This is a genomic window from Lysinibacillus sphaericus OT4b.31, assembly GCF_000392615.1.
Taxonomy (GTDB): domain Bacteria; phylum Bacillota; class Bacilli; order Bacillales_A; family Planococcaceae; genus Lysinibacillus; species Lysinibacillus sphaericus_B.
Window position 1 is genome coordinate 1,975,890 of sequence record NZ_KB933398.1, and the last position, 18,575, is coordinate 1,994,464.

Annotated in this window: 19 protein-coding genes; all 19 read left to right on the top strand. The window is 40.8% G+C overall.

The genetic code is table 11. The features are described 5' to 3' along the window. The first annotated feature begins 20 nt into the window (after positions 1-20). The 19 genes from ndk to lhaT all read left to right on the top strand — a co-directional run bounded on the left by ndk (position 21) and on the right by lhaT (position 18,555). A complete protein-coding gene (ndk, locus tag H131_RS09065; protein WP_010858806.1) occupies positions 21-437 on the top strand; it encodes a nucleoside-diphosphate kinase in 417 nt (138 codons plus the stop codon). Positions 438-808: 371 nt separating this feature from the next. Beyond that, a complete protein-coding gene (locus H131_RS09070) occupies positions 809-1,957 on the top strand; it encodes a thiolase family protein (protein ID WP_010858807.1) in 1,149 nt (382 codons plus the stop codon). A 14-nt stretch (positions 1,958-1,971) separates the two neighbouring features. After that, complete coding sequence (locus H131_RS09075) at positions 1,972-2,739, top strand: 3-hydroxyacyl-CoA dehydrogenase (RefSeq protein ID WP_010858808.1); 768 nt, start codon at positions 1,972-1,974, stop codon at positions 2,737-2,739. A 131-nt stretch (positions 2,740-2,870) separates the two neighbouring features. Then, positions 2,871-4,496 carry a long-chain fatty acid--CoA ligase gene (locus H131_RS09080; protein ID WP_010858809.1) on the top strand — a complete coding sequence of 542 codons (1,626 nt, stop codon included), beginning with the start codon at positions 2,871-2,873 and terminating at the stop codon, positions 4,494-4,496. A 522-nt stretch (positions 4,497-5,018) separates the two neighbouring features. Next, positions 5,019-5,255: a hypothetical protein gene (locus H131_RS09085; RefSeq protein ID WP_010858810.1), complete on the top strand. Its 237-nt coding sequence runs from the start codon at positions 5,019-5,021 to the stop codon at positions 5,253-5,255. Positions 5,256-5,335: 80 nt separating this feature from the next. Then, positions 5,336-6,106 carry a CheR family methyltransferase gene (locus tag H131_RS09090; RefSeq protein WP_010858811.1) on the top strand — a complete coding sequence of 257 codons (771 nt, stop codon included), beginning with the start codon at positions 5,336-5,338 and terminating at the stop codon, positions 6,104-6,106. 360 nt (positions 6,107-6,466) lie between these two features. Continuing rightward, on the top strand, positions 6,467-7,648 hold the full coding sequence (aroC, locus tag H131_RS09095) for a chorismate synthase (protein ID WP_010858812.1): 1,182 nt from the start codon (positions 6,467-6,469) through the stop codon (positions 7,646-7,648). Between the two features lie 3 nt (positions 7,649-7,651). Beyond that, entirely contained in the window at positions 7,652-8,743 is a 1,092-nt protein-coding gene (aroB, locus tag H131_RS09100) for a 3-dehydroquinate synthase (RefSeq protein ID WP_010858813.1), read from the top strand. Next, positions 8,740-9,108 (top strand): chorismate mutase, encoded by a 369-nt coding sequence (aroH, locus tag H131_RS09105; RefSeq protein WP_010858814.1) that lies wholly within the window; start codon positions 8,740-8,742, stop codon positions 9,106-9,108. Before aroB ends, aroH begins: the two co-directional genes overlap by 4 nt. Positions 9,109-9,126: 18 nt before the next feature. After that, on the top strand, positions 9,127-10,227 hold the full coding sequence (hisC, locus tag H131_RS09110) for a histidinol-phosphate transaminase (RefSeq protein WP_010858815.1): 1,101 nt from the start codon (positions 9,127-9,129) through the stop codon (positions 10,225-10,227). Continuing rightward, positions 10,224-11,321 carry a prephenate dehydrogenase gene (locus H131_RS09115; protein ID WP_010858816.1) on the top strand — a complete coding sequence of 366 codons (1,098 nt, stop codon included), beginning with the start codon at positions 10,224-10,226 and terminating at the stop codon, positions 11,319-11,321. Before hisC ends, H131_RS09115 begins: the two co-directional genes overlap by 4 nt. Before the next feature lie 103 nt (positions 11,322-11,424). Further along, entirely contained in the window at positions 11,425-12,714 is a 1,290-nt protein-coding gene (aroA, locus tag H131_RS09120; protein ID WP_010858817.1) for a 3-phosphoshikimate 1-carboxyvinyltransferase, read from the top strand. A gap of 95 nt (positions 12,715-12,809) precedes the next feature. Further along, positions 12,810-14,078, top strand: coding sequence for a tetratricopeptide repeat protein (locus H131_RS09125; RefSeq protein WP_010858818.1), 1,269 nt, complete (start codon positions 12,810-12,812; stop codon positions 14,076-14,078). 14 nt (positions 14,079-14,092) lie between these two features. Continuing rightward, the gene (locus H131_RS09130) at positions 14,093-14,650 is read left to right on the top strand and encodes a ReoY family proteolytic degradation factor (protein ID WP_010858819.1); all 558 of its coding nucleotides are present in this window, start codon (positions 14,093-14,095) and stop codon (positions 14,648-14,650) included. 409 nt (positions 14,651-15,059) lie between these two features. Next, positions 15,060-15,509, top strand: coding sequence for a DUF2487 family protein (locus tag H131_RS09135; protein ID WP_010858820.1), 450 nt, complete (start codon positions 15,060-15,062; stop codon positions 15,507-15,509). Positions 15,510-15,664: 155 nt separating this feature from the next. Next, the gene (locus H131_RS09140) at positions 15,665-16,168 is read left to right on the top strand and encodes a QcrA and Rieske domain-containing protein (RefSeq protein WP_010858821.1); all 504 of its coding nucleotides are present in this window, start codon (positions 15,665-15,667) and stop codon (positions 16,166-16,168) included. 22 nt (positions 16,169-16,190) lie between these two features. Then, positions 16,191-16,865, top strand: a complete 675-nt coding sequence (gene qcrB, locus H131_RS09145) for a menaquinol-cytochrome c reductase cytochrome b subunit (protein ID WP_010858822.1) — start codon at positions 16,191-16,193, stop codon at positions 16,863-16,865. Positions 16,866-16,908: 43 nt separating this feature from the next. Continuing rightward, a complete protein-coding gene (locus H131_RS09150; protein WP_010858823.1) occupies positions 16,909-17,706 on the top strand; it encodes a menaquinol-cytochrome c reductase cytochrome b/c subunit in 798 nt (265 codons plus the stop codon). 252 nt (positions 17,707-17,958) lie between these two features. Continuing rightward, entirely contained in the window at positions 17,959-18,555 is a 597-nt protein-coding gene (lhaT, locus tag H131_RS09155) for a lipoprotein heptaprenylglyceryl N-acetyltransferase LhaT (RefSeq protein ID WP_010858825.1), read from the top strand. Positions 18,556-18,575 lie beyond the last annotated feature (20 nt).

Below are 18,575 nucleotides of genomic sequence, written 5' to 3' on the forward strand. Positions count from 1 at the left end.
ATTTAAGGAGTGTTTTAAACATGGCAATCGAACAAACTTTTTTAATGGTTAAGCCAGATGGCGTAAACCGTCAAGTAGTAGGTGACATCGTTGATCGTTTTGAACGTCGCGGTTTTGAAATGAAAGGCGCTAAATTAATGGTAATTCCACAAGAATTAGCTGAAAAACACTATGCTGAGCATTCTGAGCGTCCATTCTTCGGTGAATTAGTAGAATTCATCACTTCTGGCCCAGTATTCGCTATGGTATGGGAAGGCGAAAACGTTATCAAACTTGCTCGTACAATGATGGGAGCAACTAAACCGGAAGAATCTAATCCAGGTACAATCCGTGGAGACTATGCAACAACTGTTTCTCACAACATCATTCACGGTTCTGATTCACTTGCTTCTGCTGAGCGTGAAATCGGCTTATTCTTCGGTGAAGATTTAGTTTAATTAGCAAATAGATCAAGCAATCTCAATTTTCATTGGGATTGCTTTTTTTATTGTTAAGATGAAGGAGGATAGGATAAAGTTTTGGCGAAGTGGCGGATAGAACAGGAGAAGTGACGGATAGAACAGGAGAAGTGACGGATAAAACAGGCAAAGTGACGGATAAAAGCAGCGAAACCATGGATAGAGATACATATATATATTTGTTAAAAACTTCTTACTCTAGTAAAATAAATGCTATAATATTCTGATAATTGGATATTATTAAATAGTTTAAGGTGGGGAATATATTTTCTTATATGTAAATACACTTTAACGTATTGTATGAATGCAACTATGGTTTGAGAGAATTGATTTGGTAAAGGGGTTTTTTTATGAGAGAAGTTGTGATTGTAGCAGCTGTTCGAACAGCTATAGGGAGAAGTAAGGGAGCATTAAAAAATGTCCGCGCAGACGATTTAGCAGCAGATGTGTTACAGGAAGTCGTGCAACGTGCTGGTATCGATAAAGGGCAGGTAGAGGACGTCATTTTTGGCTGTGTGACGCAAACTGCCGAACAAGGCGCTAATATTGCGCGCACAGCTTTATTAATGGCAGGCTTCCCGGAGACGGTGCCTGGTGTAACAATTGATCGGCAATGCGGCTCTAGCCAACAGGCAGTGCATTTCGCATCACAAGCTATTTTAGCTGGTGATATGGATATTGTCATTGCTGGTGGTGTGGAAAGCATGACAAGAGTGCCAATGTTTTCGAATATGAAGGACGCTCATAAAGGTAACCGCTTACAAGAAAATTATACAATTATACATCAGGGGCTATCGGCTGAAAGGATGGCTGAAAAATGGCAGCTTTCAAAAGAGCAGTTGAATAACTATGCCTACCAAAGCCATAGACGAGCTCTAGCAGCAATTGAAGCGGGTCATTTCAAACAGGAAATCATGCCTGTTCAGGTAACGCAAGAAGATGGTTCAGTTACATTATTTGCAGTAGATGAAGGACCCCGTGCTGAAACGACGGTCGACATCTTAAAGGGTCTAAAAACTGTCTTTCAAGAGGATGGCATCATCACAGCAGGCAATGCAAGTCAAATGAGTGATGGGGCTTCCGCTGTTGTTGTCATGTCATTAGAAAAGGCACAGGAGCTCGGTATTCGACCACTTGCCAAAATTGTAACGAGAGTTGTAGTAGGCTCTGATCCGACACTTATGCTAACAGGCCCTATTGAAGCCACGAGACGTGCACTTGAGCGCTCTGGACTGACAATAGAAGATATCGATACGTATGAGGTGAATGAAGCTTTTGCACCGGTGCCATTAGCTTGGCTGCATGAAATTGGAGCAAATCCAACTAAATTAAATCCTGATGGTGGCGCCATTGCCTTGGGACATCCACTAGGCGCAACTGGCACAAAGTTATTGACGACGATGCTGTACCGGATGGAACGTGAGAATTTGCGTTACGGTTTACTAGCAATTTGCGAAGGTATGGGCATGGCAAATGCCACAATTATTGAAAAATTGTAAAGGAGTTGTGTCACATGAAATGTCATGAGGTAGTAGCGGTTGTAACAGGTGGCGCGTCAGGCTTAGGTGAAGCAACAGTACGTAAAATTGTAGGAGAGGGTGGCAAGGCTATTATTTTTGATGTTAACGATGAGCGAGGACATGCAATTGTAGAGGAACTAGGTGAAAATGTCCGATATGCACGTGTTGATGTTACGAAAGAGCTAGATATAGCAGCGGGACTAGAGCAAGCACTAGCATCATTTAGCACCATTAATGTCGCTGTAAACTGCGCAGGAATAGCCGATGCGAGTAAAGTACTGTCAAAGCGTGGTGTACATACGCTTGCTTTATTTGAAAAGGTGATAGCAGTTAATTTAATCGGTACATTCAATGTTATTCGTCTTGTAGCTGAAAAAATGCAGCATAACGAGCCAAATGAGGATGGTCAACGCGGTGTAATTATTAATACTGCGTCTGTTGCAGCTTTTGACGGTCAAATTGGACAAGCAGCATATAGTGCGTCCAAGGGTGGTGTAGCGGCGATGACATTGCCGATTGCACGTGAGCTTGCGGAAATTGGCGTACGTGTGATGACCATAGCGCCAGGATTAATAGAGACCCCGATGTTTGGATCGTTACCAGAGCAAGCGAGAACGGCACTTGCTGCAATGACACCGTTTCCTAAGCGCCTAGGCAGGCCATCCGAATATGCAATGCTTGTGGAAAGTATTATTCACAATGGCTTGTTAAATGGTGAAGTGATTCGTCTAGACGGAGCTATTCGCATGCAACCGAAATAGGGTCGTTGCAATATTAAGTAGGAGCATTGAAAAGAATAGGACTTATAAAATCATGAAGAGCTAAAATATTGGTTTGTAGCAGCAATCAGCCTTGGACGTTATAAAGTTTATAAACGAAAGGGAGCGATAATATGCATATGATGGACACACCATTATTACTAACGAGTTTTTTGAACCGAGCAGAGCGTTATTTTCATGCAAAGAAAATTTATTCTCGTACAAGCCCTACAACGATACATGAGTTTACTTACAAAGAATATGTAAAACGTACTCGTAAATTAGCGGATGCCCTCACGAAACTTGGGATGGCACGTGGCATGAAAATTGGTACTTTTGCTTGGAATCATCATCGCCATTTAGAGGCTTATTTTGCCGTACCATGTGCTGGTGCCGTTTTGCATATGATTAATATTCGATTGACACCTGAGCATATCGCATATGTCATTAATCATGCAGAGGATGAAATCTTGCTGATTGATGATAATTTAGTTCCACTGCTTGCGCCGATAGCCTCTCAACTTACAACAGTGAAGCATTTTATTGTGATGGGGGATAATGTCGCGTTAGATAGTGTGCCATTACCGAACGCGCGCTCTTATGAGGAATTACTAGCGGAAGCAAGTGATGAATATTCTTTTCCAGAGAATTTAGATGAAAATGCACCTGCTGGCATGTGCTATACAAGTGCAACAACAGGCATGCCAAAAGGTGTAGTCTATACACATCGGAGCATCGTGCTCCATAGTATGACGGCAGGACTCTCTGATAGCATTGGTATCTGTGAAAACGATGTCGTGCTGCCTGTTGTACCAATGTTTCATGCGAATGCATGGGGCTTGCCATTCGCCAGTGTCCTGTTCGGATCGACTCAAGTATTACCAGGACCTATGTTTACACCACAGCTTTTACTCGATTTGTTTGAACAGTATAAAGTGACTTTAACAGCAGGTGTGCCGACAATTTGGCTAGGAGTGTTGCAGGAGCAACGTACTAATCCACGTGATTTATCATCGTTGCGCTCAATTGTATGTGGTGGTTCAGCTTCTCCAATGGGACTTGTTCGGGGTTTTGAGGAGGAGCATGGCATTCCGTACTATACAGGCTATGGTATGACGGAGACATCGCCGCTCGTGAGCTTATCGACATATCTATCGCATATGCAAGACTATTCATCGGACGAAAAAATGCATGTGCGAGTGACTCAAGGAATTACAGTGCCTTTTATTGAAACGCGCATTGTCAACGAACATGGTGAGGTACCTTGGGATGGCAAAACGATGGGGGAAATTACGATAAGAGGCCCGTGGATTGCAGCGGAATATTATAAGGATGAGCGCTCGCAAGAAGCCTTTAAGGACGGCTGGCTTTATACGGGTGATATTGCGGTAATGACACCAGATGGCTATATAAAAATTACTGATCGCACGAAGGATTTAATAAAGAGTGGTGGCGAATGGATTTCATCTGTTGAGCTTGAAAATGCATTGATGTCACATGCCAAGGTATTTGAAGCGGCGGTTATTGCTATTCCGCATGAAAAATGGCTCGAACGACCGTTAGCATGCGTTGTACCGAAACCTGAATTCAAAGATACTATTACAAAAGAGGAACTGCTTGATAGCTTACGTAATCAATTCCATAAAACGTGGATTCCTGATGATGTTGTCTTTTTAGACGAGGTACCAAAAACGTCAGTTGGTAAATTCATGAAGGCCAAGCTTCGGGAGGACTTAAAAGATTTTCGAGTAGAAGTTTAAGTGATTCCGTAGAAGTTTTTCACCATCCAGATGGTCAATGCCTAGTTCACTCGATTTTTTTGCAATACCGCAAAAGTAAGAATAGTATGCGAGGAGTATTCCTTGTGTACTATTTTTTTATATAAGATAAAAATCTGCCTAGACTCCTGCGCAACGTATGTTTGTCGAAAGTAAAACGCCAGTAACAGTAATACAAGAGCACGAGACCTAGCAATGAGCCCCAAGTGAAACAAAGGCTATTCACATCACGTCCAGTGACAATGTATCTAGGCGAAAGCGATGAGTCAGCGGCGCAAAGCCCTCGTGTCCAACAGCCTGTTTCTGACGCTTCGCTTTCGCACATAAAATACTTGTTGCCCTGATGTGGTCGTGCCTTGCCGGTGGAAAGTAGAGTGGAATGTTACCATTCAGGAGGGCGACATATACGGGTTAAAGATAGTCTCTTTTATTAGAGACACGAAAAACGAAACTATTTAAGCATTTTGTCGTATAATTTAATAAAAGATGGAAGGAAGTGGATTCATGAGTATTGCAATGGTAGCCATTGTAGGCGGGGTATTGGTTGCTTTAGCAGGGATATTTACCGATGCACGTACAAGAGGACAAAAAATTAAATTGAAGACAATTGAAAAAGAAGTAGAATTAGAAAAACTAAGATTGGAATCGTATACACAAGAAACTGAAAAAATGAGACTAGAATTAGAACATTCGAAAGTGTTACTATTAGAGGCAAAGCAAAATTTAACGAAGGAACCTTGATTCGGCGTGAAAGACACTATTTCGGTAATGGCCATTTTCCGCTATAATGGTAGTACGACGCTAGAGGGGAAGATGACCGTATGTCTGATTATGAACTATTTGTAGAAGGTATAAAGCGCAAGACAGGAATTGATTTAGCGTTATACAAAGAAGCACAAATGAAAAGACGTTTAACCTCTCTCTATGAGAAAAAGGGGTATCGTAATTTCGTTGATTTTCTTAAGGCACTAGAGCAAGACCGTGATTTAATGAACGAATTTTTAGACCGTATGACGATTAATGTGTCGGAGTTTTATCGTAATGGTAAGCGTTGGGAAGTATTGCAGAAAAAAATATTCCCAAAGCTACTGCAAACAAATAAGCGTTTGAAAATCTGGAGTGCTGCATGTTCGACTGGAGAGGAACCTTATTCATTGGCTATGGTATTGTCTCAGTTAGTCCCGTTATCTCAAATACAAATAACTGCCACTGACTTAGACGAGAACGTCATTCAAAAAGCCAAACTTGGGGTATATCCAGAGCGCTCTTTAGCAGAAGTGCCGAAAGACATTCAAGCAAAGTATTTTGAACAAGAGGGAAACTTCTATCGAGTCAAGGATGACATTAAACGTTGCGTAACATTTAAAAAACATAATTTACTAAAAGATAATTACGATTCGAATTATGATTTAATTGTTTGCCGCAATGTGATGATTTACTTTACAGAAGAAGCGAAAGATCAAATTTACACGAATTTTAGTAAAGCATTGCGTAAGGATGGCATCTTATTCGTTGGATCAACGGAGCAAATTTTTAATCCATCACGGTATGATTTTGAAGTAGAGGATACATTCTTCTATCGAAAAAAATAGTAAATAATATGAAGCACATTCGTACAATGGACAAGATGAATGTCATGTACATAAATATTGCCAAGCATTAGACATAGATGATCGTACACTTTTCGCTTGTCATAAGCAAAAAGCGTACGATTTTTATTAATCACTACAAAACAATCTTTTTTTATACAAATCGTTCAGAATATTCTCATTTAATATGGTGGTATCATATATTTTAAAGGTGTACATATTGCTAGTGTGAGACAAAATTTGAATGTCATTACACTGAGTCTTAATTGATTGGTTAGACATTTGTAAAAGGACTGTTTTTTTAGAGAATATATGTTATAGTGAAAAATACATACTTTAGCGAGTTGAAGGGAGAAAGCGTTTATGCGTTATTTAACAGCAGGAGAATCACACGGACCCCAATTAACAACCATTATTGAGGGCTTACCGTCACTCTTACCAATTACAGCAGAAAAAATTAATCACGATTTAAAACGTCGCCAAGGAGGTCATGGCCGCGGTCGCCGTATGCAAATCGAAACAGATACAGTAGAAATTGTAGGTGGCGTTCGTCATGGGCAAACACTTGGTTCTCCTGTTGCACTGGTTGTTACAAATGATGACTGGAAGCACTGGACGAAAATTATGGGGGCAGAACCGTTAGCAGAGGATATCAATCCGGATGATGTAAAACGTCAAATTTCACGACCACGCCCAGGACATGCCGATCTAGTAGGAGGCATGAAATACGGACATCGTGATTTGCGAAATATTTTAGAGCGATCTTCAGCACGAGAAACAACAGTCCGTGTGGCAGTCGGAGCTGTTGCAAAAGCATTGTTAAATGAACTAGGTATTTCTATCGTGTCTCATGTAACAGAAATTGTTGGCATTAAAGCAGATACATCATTAGTGGAAGGAAAGTCAGTAGATGAAATTCGTGCCATTGTGGAAGCAGATCCATGTTACTGTGTTGACCCAGTTGCGTCTACGCAAATGGTCGAGGCGATTGACGAAGCGAAAAAGGCAGGCGATTCTATCGGTGGTGTTGTTGAAGTCATCGTAGAAGGTATGCCAGCAGGTGTCGGTTCATATGTTCATTACGACCGTAAACTAGATTCGAAATTAGCTGCGGCTATGCTGTCTATTAATGCTTTTAAAGGTGTTGAGTTTGGGATTGGTTTTGAAATGGCACGTCGTAAAGGTTCGGAAGTTCATGACGAAATCATTTGGTCAGAAGAAGAGGGCTACACGCGTGCTACGAATCGTCTAGGAGGCTTAGAAGGCGGTATGTCTACAGGAATGCCTATCGTTGTGCGGGGTGTCATGAAACCAATACCTACATTATACAAACCATTGCAAAGTGTAGATATCGAAACAAAAGAACCATTTAAAGCAAGTGTAGAACGTTCAGACAGTTGTGCAGTACCAGCAGCATCGGTTGTGGCTGAGCATGTTATTGCCTGGGAAATAGCCAATGCAATTATGGATCAATTCCATGCTGATCAATTGCCACAACTGAAAGCTCAAATCGATGAGCATCGCCGTTACACAAAGGAGTTTTGATATATGCGTGTACCAGTAGCGACAAAATCGCATCAATATGATGTTGTGCTTGGGCATAATTTTTTAACCGAAGCGGTCAAATCATTTGATGACAAGCTGCAACAAGCTGATAAGCTCATTGTTTTTACAGATGAAAACGTGTGGACTGCGCAAGGGGCATATTTCGAGGCGAATTTCCCATATGATTTTGAAGTTTTTGTGCTACCAGGTGGTGAGGCTTGTAAAACCTTCGAACAATATCATGCAGCACAAACTTTCTTACTGGAACAGAAATGTTCACGTAAATCATTTATTTTTGCCTTAGGTGGAGGAGCTGTTGGGGATTTGACAGGCTTTGTTGCTGCGACATATATGCGTGGTGTACCATTTATTCAAATCCCAACGACGATTCTAGCCCATGACTCTGCAGTTGGAGGTAAAACCGCCATTAACCATCCGCTCGGCAAAAACATGATTGGTACCTTTTATCAACCAGAGGGCGTTATTTACGATACAGTTTTTACAGAAACGTTACCTGAGCGTGAGATACGTTCAGGCACAGCAGAGGTCATTAAGCACGCAATGATTTCAAATCCAGCATGGCTACAAGAATTAATGACTGCCGATACAGTTATTCATTTCAATATAAACGATTTAGCCAAGCAGCTAAAGGCTGGTATTGAGGTGAAGGCGAAAATTGTATCAGAAGATGAAACAGAGCAATCCGTGCGTAAATACCTTAATTTAGGTCATACATATGGTCATGCCATTGAGGCTGCTGCAGGTTATGGCAAAGTAGCACATGGTGAAGCCGTGATGATTGGCCTTGTGTACTGCCTGTTATTAAGTGAACGTTATGGAGCGTTAAATCGTGACTTTACCATTTCATTTTTGCATTTTGCGTTGAAAAATGGTTATCCATTTCATGCGGTGAATGACTATTCATTTGAGCATTTAACTGAGTATTTACTAAAAGATAAAAAGGCGGAGTACGGCGTGTTACAATTTGTGCTACTGAAAAAAATTGGGGAGCCGTTTGTGCAGCCAATTGAATTAAGCGAGTGTAAAGAGGTAGATGCCGAACTCCGACAGCTATTAGCGGAGGTGCTTCTATGATTCGTGGACTAAGAGGTGCGATAACAATTGAATCGGATAAACCAGAGCTTGTATGGGATGAGACGGCAAGGTTAGTGCGAGAAGTCGTAGCAGCAAATAATGTTGAGGTAGATGCTATTGCTTCCATCGTAATTTCCACAACGCCAGATATTACATCAGCGTTCCCAGCACGGGCTGTACGATTAATGGAAGGCTGGCAGTATGTGCCGGTGATGTGCATGCATGAAATGGACGTGCCAAATGCTCTGCCATTATGCATCCGTATATTAATACACGCCAATGTAGATGTCGCGCAAAAAGATGTACAACACTTGTATTTAAACGATGCAGTGAAATTAAGACCAGATTTAGCCCAAGCTAAATAATTAGAGGAGATGTTTGAGATGAAATGGAAACAACAATTGGCCGGTATGCAAGCGTATAAGCCAGGTAAACCAATTGAAGAAGTTCAGCGTGAATTCGGCTTACAAGAAGTCGTGAAATTAGCATCAAATGAAAACCCATTTGGTTGCTCACCAAAGGTAACAGCTTATTTACAGGATAACGCAGTTAATCATGCTATCTATCCAGATGGCTATGCACAAAACTTACGTACAACTGTAGCAAATTATCTAGGTGTCAAAGAAACACAGCTTCTTTTTGGAAACGGCTCAGATGATATTATTACGATTCTTACTCGTGCCCTGTTGTATCCAGGTGTGAACACAGTTATGGCTGATCCATCCTTCTCGCAATACTGGCATAATGCTGACATCGAAGGGGCAGAAGTACGAAAAATTCCTTGTATCGAAGGGGCACACGATTTAGATGCTATGGCAGCAGCAATTGATGACAAAACATCAATCTTGTGGGTTTGTAGCCCAAATAACCCAACAGGTGTTGTCATTGCTGACGGTGATTTACGTGCCTTTTTAGCAAAAGTACCAAGCGATGTACTTGTTGTTTTAGATGAAGCGTATATCGAATATGTAACGCATCCGGCTCACAAAAACACACTACCATTAATCGAAGAGTTTCCAAATGTGCTATTAATGCGTACATTTTCAAAAGCCTATGGTCTTGCTTCATTCCGTGTTGGCTATGCAATCGGTCAGTCAGCAGTAATTGCGAAGCTTGACCCAGTACGTGCGCCATTCAATAATACAATTTTAAGCCAAGCTGTAGCGGCGATTGCACTGAGCGATCAAGACTATATTAAAGCTTGTTGTGAAGCAAATGAAAAAGGCAAAAAGCAATACGTTGAATTTTGTGAACAGCATAATTTAACTTACTACCCATCTGATACGAACTTTATTTTCTTTAATACGAATGCTGATAGCGATGTTGTGTTCCAAGAACTGATGAAACGTGGTTTTATTATCCGGAGTGGGAATGCTCTAGGTACACCAGGGTTTATCCGTGTAACAATCGGTACAAAAGCTCAGAACGAAGCATTATTAGGACATCTTGAAGCGGTGTTAAAAGAGCAAGGGGTTTTTGCATGAGTCGCAAAGTACTCGTTATTGGGCTAGGCTTAATTGGAGGCTCGATTGCCCTTGCTCTACAGAAAGCACCAGAAACCCAAATTATAGGCTATGATATGGATGCCAAAACTCGTGAGCATGCAAAGACATTAAAGATAGTGCATGAGGTTGTAACCGATCCGAAAGATGTCGCTGCCGACGTCGATGTCATCATTTTTGGCACGCCCGTCAATGCTACACTTGAGTGGATGGAACAACTCAAATCATGGCCGTTAAAAAATAAAGTAATCGTAACAGATACAGGTAGTACGAAAAAAATGATTATGCAAAAAGCTGGAGAATTACGTGCTCAGGGGATTACGTTTATCGGCGGACACCCAATGGCGGGTTCTCACAAAAGTGGCGTTTTAGCCGCAAAGGCGCATCTTTTCGAAAATGCATATTATATGCTGACGCCACTTGCAGGTGAAGAAATTATTAATATGGCTCAGCTTGAAAGTCTATTAAAATTTACACATGCGAAAGTTGTAAGTGTATCAGCACGTGAACATGATCATATGACAGCTGTTGTAAGTCATTTTCCACATGTCATCGCAGCCTCTCTCGTTCATCAGCTCGGAGAAGAGAATGGAGAGTATCCCATGACACGCTCACTCGCGGCAGGTGGCTTCCGTGATGTGACGCGTATTGCATCGTCTAATCCGATATTGTGGCGTGATATTACACTACAAAATCGTGATGAGCTCATTGCGCAGTTAGAGGGCTGGCAAGCAGAAATGGACCGTGTCAAGGAACTGTTATTAGACGGTAATTCAGACGATATACAAAATTATTTTGCTGTTGCGAAAGACTTGCGTGATGAACTTCCAATTAGTGCAGGTGCTATGTTTACATCCTTTGATTTGTATGTGGATGTTCCTGACTACCCAGGGGTTATTTCTGAGGTGACAGGTATACTGGCTGATGAAGCAATCAGTATTACAAACTTGCGTATCGTGGAATCTCGAGAAGACGTCTTCGGAGTACTTGTCATTAGCTTGCAAAGTGAAAGTGACCGTGAACGTGCTGCAGCTTGTATTCAAAAACGTGCAAACTTTGAAACATATATTTCATAGAAAAAATGCGTTCGCGCTCGTGTCATAGCGCTGAGTGCCTTGATAAAAGAGAAAGCGTCGATGTATCGGCGCTTTCTATCTTCATATGGAGGGAGAAATAGCTATGAGTGAAAAAGTATTACAGTATCATAAACCATCCTTAAAAGGGACATTAACAATTCCAGGTGATAAATCAGTATCACACCGCTCTATCATGTTTGGCTCGATCGCAACTGGAAAAACGACGGTCGATGGCTTTTTACTAGGTGAGGATTGTTTAAGCACAATAGATTGCTTCCGTAAGCTTGGTGTGAAAATTGATGTTGAAGGAACAAATGTAGCAATTGATAGTCCAGGTATTGATGGCTGGCAAGAACCTACAGAGGTATTATACACAGGTAACTCGGGTACAACGACACGCTTAATGCTTGGAATTTTAGCTGGTTCGAATGTCCATACAGTAATGACAGGCGATGCATCTATTGGAAAGCGTCCAATGCGTCGCGTTATTGACCCCTTACGTCAAATGAGTGCGCATATTACAGGAAGAGCGGATGGACAATACACACCATTAGCCATTCAAGGGACACCGTTACAAGCAATCGACTATAAAATGCCCGTTGCAAGTGCGCAAGTAAAATCAGCTGTTTTGCTTGCTGGTTTACGTGCAGTAGGGACAACAATAGTAAGAGAAACAGAAGTATCACGAGACCATACTGAACGAATGCTGCGTCAATTTGGTGCACAGGTTGATGAGGACAACGGGATTATCTCACTAAAAGGAGGACAAACACTTACAGGTACCCATGTTGCTGTTCCTGGTGATATCTCTTCAGCTGCCTTTTTCTTAGTGGCTGGTGCTACTTGTAAGGATAGTCGTATCGTGTTAGAAAATGTGGGCATCAACCCAACTCGAGACGGTATTATAGAGGTTTTACAGAATATGGGCGCATCTATGGCAGTAATACCACATAAAGATGGTCAATCAGAGCCTACTGCAACGATTACAATTGAAACGTCCAAATTGATAGGAACTACAATTGAAGGTGACATCATTCCAAGACTGATTGATGAAATTCCTATACTTGCGTTATTAGCGACTCAGGCACAAGGTAAAACGATTATTAAGGATGCTGAGGAATTAAAAGTAAAGGAAACCGATCGTATTACAGCTGTAGTGGATGAACTGAAAAAATTAGGGGCTACTATTGAAGCCACAGAGGACGGCATGATTATCGAAGGGCCAACGCCTTTACAAGGGGCAAGTTTAAAAACATATGGTGACCACCGCATCGGTATGATGGGTGCTGTTGCAGCATTAATAAGCGATGGTGTCGTGACATTAGATGATGCACAATGTATAGCAGTGTCTTACCCGGCGTTTTTCGAGCATGTTGAAGCTGTGAAACAATAATCAACACGAGGCTCTCCAATACTTTTTGGGGAGTTTTTTCTTGTTTCGGAAGAGAATGTTTTGTAGCATAAAGGTATTAAGGAAAGAATAGGTGAATGACTGTGAACAATGCGATGACTGAAATAATGCAAGCACTTGAGCAAGGGGATTTAACTTTAATAGATCAACTACTTGAATCGTTTTTAACAAAGGAGCTACCAGAAGAAACTTACGCACTTGCGGAAGTATTTATGCAGTATGGATACATGAAGGAAGCAGACCGTGTACTAGAGCATTTACAATTTTTATTCCCAGAAGAGGCACAGTTAAAAATTGATCGTGCAAATGTCTTAATGGAGCTTGCTGATGAGGACGCAGCGTTAGATTTACTATTAGAAGTAGAAGATACGTCCCCAGAATACCCACAGGCATTATTGGTGTTAGCAGATTACTATCAAATGCAAGGGTTATTTGAAGTGGCAGAAAAGCGCATTAATGAAGCGCTAGCTATTTTACCTGATGAGCCACTTTTACAATTTGCTAAAGCAGAGCTAATGTTTGAAACAGGACGTTTTCTAGAGGCCGCACGTCTTTACGAGGAATTGCATGCACTACAAGAAGAATTTGCTGGTGTAAGTCTCGTTGAGCGACTTGCTGAGGTATATCGTGCAGGGGCTGCTTATGAAACAGCATTAGACTATTATTTAGCTGCACTTGAAGATGAAGTGAAGCCCGATATATTATTTGGTGCTGCCTATTCAGCGTTCCAATCGCAAAAATATGAAATGGCCATTAAGCAATTAGAGGAGTTAAAAGAATTAGATCCTGATTATTTCTCAGCGTATTTATTGCTTGCGGAAAGCTATGCCATGTCGGAGGACAATACAAAAGCGTATGCGGCTATTAAAGAAGGCTTAAAGCGTGACGAGTACGATAAATCACTTTTCTTATTTGCTGGTAAAATGGCATTGAAAAATGGTCTGACAGATGAAGCCGAAAATTATTTACGTGAGGCGATTGCATTAGATCCTGAATATATGGAGGCGGTGTTAGCGCTGATCTCTGTTTTGACACAGCAAGAACGGTCTGAGGATGTCGTTGAGTTATTTGAAACGTTGCAACAAAATGATTTTGAATGGTCAACATTGTACCCGTTCGCAGCGGATGCATATGCTAATTTAGAATTGTACGACCGTGCATACGAATTTTATCGTTTGGCATATACTGATTTTAAGGAAGACGCAACATTTTTAGAAAAATATGTTTATTTCTTATTAGAAGAAGGCAAGCGTTCGGAAGCAAAAGAGGTACTTGGTCAATTAATACGCGTTCAACCTGGTGAACCAGAGTGGCAAGAAAAGTTAGAAAGCTTAGAATTTGAGTAAAGGAGGGAGTGGGTATGACTGCTTCTGTATCAGTTGTCGATAAAAAAGCATTTGTTCGATGGTTTTTAAAAAATTATCAATTGAAACGTCGTGAGTGTGTATGGATTTTAAACTACTTATTAAGTAATGATGAGTTGTTAAAGCGAATACGATTTGTCGAAGAAGCGCATTATTGTCCTAGAGCAATGGTGATGTCTACAGTTGACTCAACTGGTGTGCCATTTCGTTTTTACAAAGGCAATGTGATGACAGCAGATGCTGAGAAATCTTTCCATGATTTACGCTTACATGAACACGAAGATATGTATATACAATTGAATTTTCCAAATATACCTCCGAGTGCACAATACTTAGCAGTTCTTGAAGAAAACCCTTATATGCCAGAAACACTGATTGTCAGTGAAAAAGATCGTTTACTGGCAGAAGAGCTGCTTTCGAACAGCTTACTCGTATTCCAAGAAGAAAAATTACTCGCACAGATTGATGAAGCCCTGGACCAGGGAGATGAAGAACGCTTTTATGAATTGTCAAATTTGTTACAGGTTTTAAAAGAAACAGCTAATCTGCGCTAAACATTTGCCTCATAGGTAAAAATTGAATGTCCTTTATCCACTTCTATATGGTAACATGACAAGTGAATGATTGTTTTCACTTTTTATTGGTTATCCTATTTATGGAGTGGAGAAGGGCATTTTTTATTTCGATTTACCACAGGCACACATATCTCAACAGATGGCGAGCAGAGAGCGGTAGTAGCTCGGTAGTAGCTCTTTCTTAGGGAGCGTGTAAACGTTGATAAAGCCTCTGGTGAATTTTCACTGTAGCTCACTGACCTCCGTTGGTAAAAATGCCACGTCCTGTGGCTTTAATGAAATGACCGACATCCAGTCGGGGCCCTCACGCAAGTCTACACACAATTAAAATCCGGACGCACTTATGTCAGGGGCTAAGTAAATTAGCAATATGAGGAGGGTTATTAAGATGTATTTTAATGCAAACGATGTGACATCGTTTATGGCACAGAAGGAATTTATCGACACAGCGATTGTACCACTCGTAGCCATCGATTTAACGAATGAAAAAATGAAGCAGAGTGGTGCGGAAGCGGATTTTTTGTTATCGCTCACGGCTTTTATCGAGCAGCAATTTAAAGGCCGTTTGCTTGTCATGCCACCATTTTCTTATAGTACTACGTTGAAAAACGAAGAAATGCCAGTGCAATTAGAGGCACAATTACATAATGCTGGCTTTAAGCATGTGTTCTTCATTACTTGTGACCATTTTTGGACAAATATTGGAGATGTTGTAAATGTCATTTGGTTACCAGCCATTCCGCTAGAATCGATGGATAAAGGCGTGAAAAACTCCATTCTCGAAGATCAATTACGACAAGTAATTCCGTTGTTTTCGACTAAATGGGCACAGATTTAACAATTTGTTTCAATAAATGTTCACATTCTACAGCTTTCCACAGAATGCTATATTGACCAAGCTATGGACTTGATATATCATAGATATGTCCTAGTATTACTATTTGTAAAAGTATGTCCGTTGGACTGACCTTTAAAGTTAGAGGGGGGAAAAGGATGAGTAACAATCGAGTTTCACGTCGTCAATTTCTAAGTTATACACTTACTGGTGTAGGCGGATTTATGGCGGCAGGTATGCTGATGCCGATGGTTCGTTTTGCGTTAGACCCAGTGCTACAAAAACACGCTGGTGGGGATTTCGTCTTAACAGAACAAAAAATCGCTGACATCACTGAAGAGCCTATTAAAGTTGACTTCACATTTGAACAAGTTGACGCATGGTACAAATCTGATGTTACAAACGCTGCATGGGTTTATAAAAGCGGTGATGAAATAATCGCTTTATCACCAGTTTGTAAGCATTTAGGTTGTACAGTAAACTGGGCGGGCGATACAGCACACCCAGATCAATTCTTCTGTCCTTGTCACGCTGGGCGTTACGAGAAAAACGGAAAGAACATTGCAGGTACACCACCTCTAGGTCCGTTGGATGAATTTGAAGTACAAGAAAAAGATGGTTATTTAATGATTGGTCCATCAAGAGCAAATACTCTAGTTTAATTTGTAAGGGGGTACGAATTCAGTGCTAAACAAAATTTATGATTGGGTCGATGAACGATTAGATATTACACCGATTTGGCGTGATATTGCCGACCACGAAGTGCCAGAGCACGTTAACCCTGCACACCATTTTTCAGCATTCGTTTACTGCTTTGGTGGATTAACATTCTTCATCACAGTAATTCAAATTCTTTCTGGTATGTTCTTAACAATGTATTATGTACCAGATATCGAAAATGCTTGGAAATCAGTTTACTATCTACAAAACGAAGTAGCATTCGGTGAAATCGTACGCGGTATGCACCACTGGGGAGCTTCATTAGTTATCGTAATGATGTTCTTACATACACTTCGTGTATTCTTCACGGGTTCATATAAGAAACCTCGTGAGTTAAACTGGATGGTTGGTGTAGGTATTTTTGGTGTAATGATTGGTCTTGGTTTCACAGGCTATTTATTACCATGGGATATGAAAGCATTATTCGCTACTAAAGTAGGTATCGAAATTGCCGCATCTGTACCGTTTATCGGTCAAATGATTAAAGTATTGTTAGCGGGTGACGCAACGATTATCGGTGCACAAACGTTAACACGATTCTTTGCGATTCATGTATTCTTCTTACCTGCAGTATTGTTTGGGTTACTTGCAGCACACTTTATCATGATTCGTCGTCAAGGAATTTCTGGACCGTTGTGATTTACACTTGACGGTTCGATGACTTTTTAAAGGAGGGGACACTATGCATCGCGGAAAAGGAATGAAATTTGTCGGCGATTCTCGTATTAAAGCGAATCACAGAATGCCGAACGTTCCAAAAGATTATTCCGAATACCCAGGTAAAACAGAAGCTTTCTGGCCAAACTTCTTGCTTAAAGAGTGGATGGTCGGTGCTGTTTTCTTAATTGGTTATTTATTGTTAACTGTCGCTCACCCGTCTCCACTTGAGGGACAGGCTGACCCGACAAATACAGCTTATATTCCATTACCGGACTGGTACTTCTTATTCGTGTACCAATTATTAAAATACACATATGCTTCTGGTCCATACAATGTAATCGGAGCAATTGTAATGCCGGGTATTGCGTTCATGGCGCTTTTATTAATGCCGTTCTTAGATACGACACCAGAACGTCGTCCATCTAAACGTCCATTACCAACAGCGTTCATGTTATTAACACTAGCTTCAATGTTCTATTTAACTTGGGAATCAGTTGTAAACCATGACTGGGAAGCATCTAAGAAACAAGGCGAAATTAAAGAAGAAGTTGAAGTTGTTATTGATGAAACACTACCAGGTTTTGCAATCTGGAATGGTGATTCTGGTGAGCAGGCTAAGTCTTGTATTGGCTGTCATGCTGCTGATTTAAGTGGCGGTCCAGCTGCACCATCATTATTAGGTAATACGTTAACAGCTGAAGAGATTGAAGATATCATGAAAAATGGTCGTGGCGGTATGCCAGGTGGCCAATTCCATGGTACTGATGAAGAAGCTAAACAATTAGCTGAATTTATCGCAAGCTTAAAGCCTGTAGAATAACATTAGTTTGAAAGAGTCAGGAAACTGGCTCTTTTTTTCTAGCTTTTTAGCTATTTTTAACGGTGAGAATGGAGTCAAATGGAAACGCGTATCTAAAACCGGAGTTAGTATAGAAAAACCGTATATTCGCATCGACAAACAATTATTTTTTGTCAACAAAGAGGCGTTTACGAGCACCACACGTCAATTCATACATAATATTAAAGAAAAAAAGACATCTTAGTAAAGACGGATAGTAAAGGAGTTTTATTTATGCAAATGACACGTGCAAACATCTGGTATCTCCTTACGCATAAATCATTTTTAATAGTATTACTTATCGTGAATCTATTAGGAACGATCTACGGCTATTATTGGTATGGCTGGCAACTTGCCATCACGGAGCCTATTTTTTATATTTTCGTACCGGACAGTCCGACTGCCAGTTTGTTTTTTTGCTTTGTATTAACGGCATGGATTGTAGGTAAAAGTTGGCCCCTTATGGAAGTATTAGCGCTTGTAACATTGGTGAAATACGGCTTATGGGCGGATGTCATGAACATTTGGACGTTGGTTGAAACAGGTTCTATTGGTTGGCAGGGCTGGATGCTTGTCGGTTCGCATTTTGCGATGGCTGTGCAAGCAGTGCTTTACATTGGGAAGTATGTATTTACATACTGGCATGTTGCCGTAGCAGCTGTATGGACTTTGCATAATGATGTGATCGATTATGTGTTTGGGCAAATGCCCATGTATCGAGATTTAGCAAGTTATACAAACTATATTGGTTATTTTACATTTTGGTTGTCAATTGCCTGTATCCTTCTTGCTATTTTCTCAATGAGGTGGCGCAAATATTTGCCGAATTAGGTAAAAGTCTATAGAATTAT

What these genes read in the sequence shown, in the direction of transcription:
- aroA (WP_010858817.1), top strand. Translation starts at nt 11,425, where the DNA reads ATGAGTGAAAAAGTATTACAGTATCATAAACCATCCTTAAAAGGGACA.
- hisC (WP_010858815.1), top strand. Translation starts at nt 9,127, where the DNA reads ATGAAATGGAAACAACAATTGGCCGGTATGCAAGCGTATAAGCCAGGT.
- lhaT (WP_010858825.1), top strand. Translation starts at nt 17,959, where the DNA reads ATGCAAATGACACGTGCAAACATCTGGTATCTCCTTACGCATAAATCA.
- H131_RS09075 (WP_010858808.1), top strand. Translation starts at nt 1,972, where the DNA reads ATGAAATGTCATGAGGTAGTAGCGGTTGTAACAGGTGGCGCGTCAGGC.
- H131_RS09070 (WP_010858807.1), top strand. Translation starts at nt 809, where the DNA reads ATGAGAGAAGTTGTGATTGTAGCAGCTGTTCGAACAGCTATAGGGAGA.
- aroH (WP_010858814.1), top strand. Translation starts at nt 8,740, where the DNA reads ATGATTCGTGGACTAAGAGGTGCGATAACAATTGAATCGGATAAACCA.
- ndk (WP_010858806.1), top strand. Translation starts at nt 21, where the DNA reads ATGGCAATCGAACAAACTTTTTTAATGGTTAAGCCAGATGGCGTAAAC.
- H131_RS09080 (WP_010858809.1), top strand. Translation starts at nt 2,871, where the DNA reads ATGCATATGATGGACACACCATTATTACTAACGAGTTTTTTGAACCGA.
- H131_RS09115 (WP_010858816.1), top strand. Translation starts at nt 10,224, where the DNA reads ATGAGTCGCAAAGTACTCGTTATTGGGCTAGGCTTAATTGGAGGCTCG.
- H131_RS09140 (WP_010858821.1), top strand. Translation starts at nt 15,665, where the DNA reads ATGAGTAACAATCGAGTTTCACGTCGTCAATTTCTAAGTTATACACTT.
- aroB (WP_010858813.1), top strand. Translation starts at nt 7,652, where the DNA reads ATGCGTGTACCAGTAGCGACAAAATCGCATCAATATGATGTTGTGCTT.
- H131_RS09130 (WP_010858819.1), top strand. Translation starts at nt 14,093, where the DNA reads ATGACTGCTTCTGTATCAGTTGTCGATAAAAAAGCATTTGTTCGATGG.
- aroC (WP_010858812.1), top strand. Translation starts at nt 6,467, where the DNA reads ATGCGTTATTTAACAGCAGGAGAATCACACGGACCCCAATTAACAACC.
- H131_RS09125 (WP_010858818.1), top strand. Translation starts at nt 12,810, where the DNA reads ATGACTGTGAACAATGCGATGACTGAAATAATGCAAGCACTTGAGCAA.
- H131_RS09085 (WP_010858810.1), top strand. Translation starts at nt 5,019, where the DNA reads ATGAGTATTGCAATGGTAGCCATTGTAGGCGGGGTATTGGTTGCTTTA.
- H131_RS09135 (WP_010858820.1), top strand. Translation starts at nt 15,060, where the DNA reads ATGTATTTTAATGCAAACGATGTGACATCGTTTATGGCACAGAAGGAA.
- H131_RS09090 (WP_010858811.1), top strand. Translation starts at nt 5,336, where the DNA reads ATGTCTGATTATGAACTATTTGTAGAAGGTATAAAGCGCAAGACAGGA.
- H131_RS09150 (WP_010858823.1), top strand. Translation starts at nt 16,909, where the DNA reads ATGCATCGCGGAAAAGGAATGAAATTTGTCGGCGATTCTCGTATTAAA.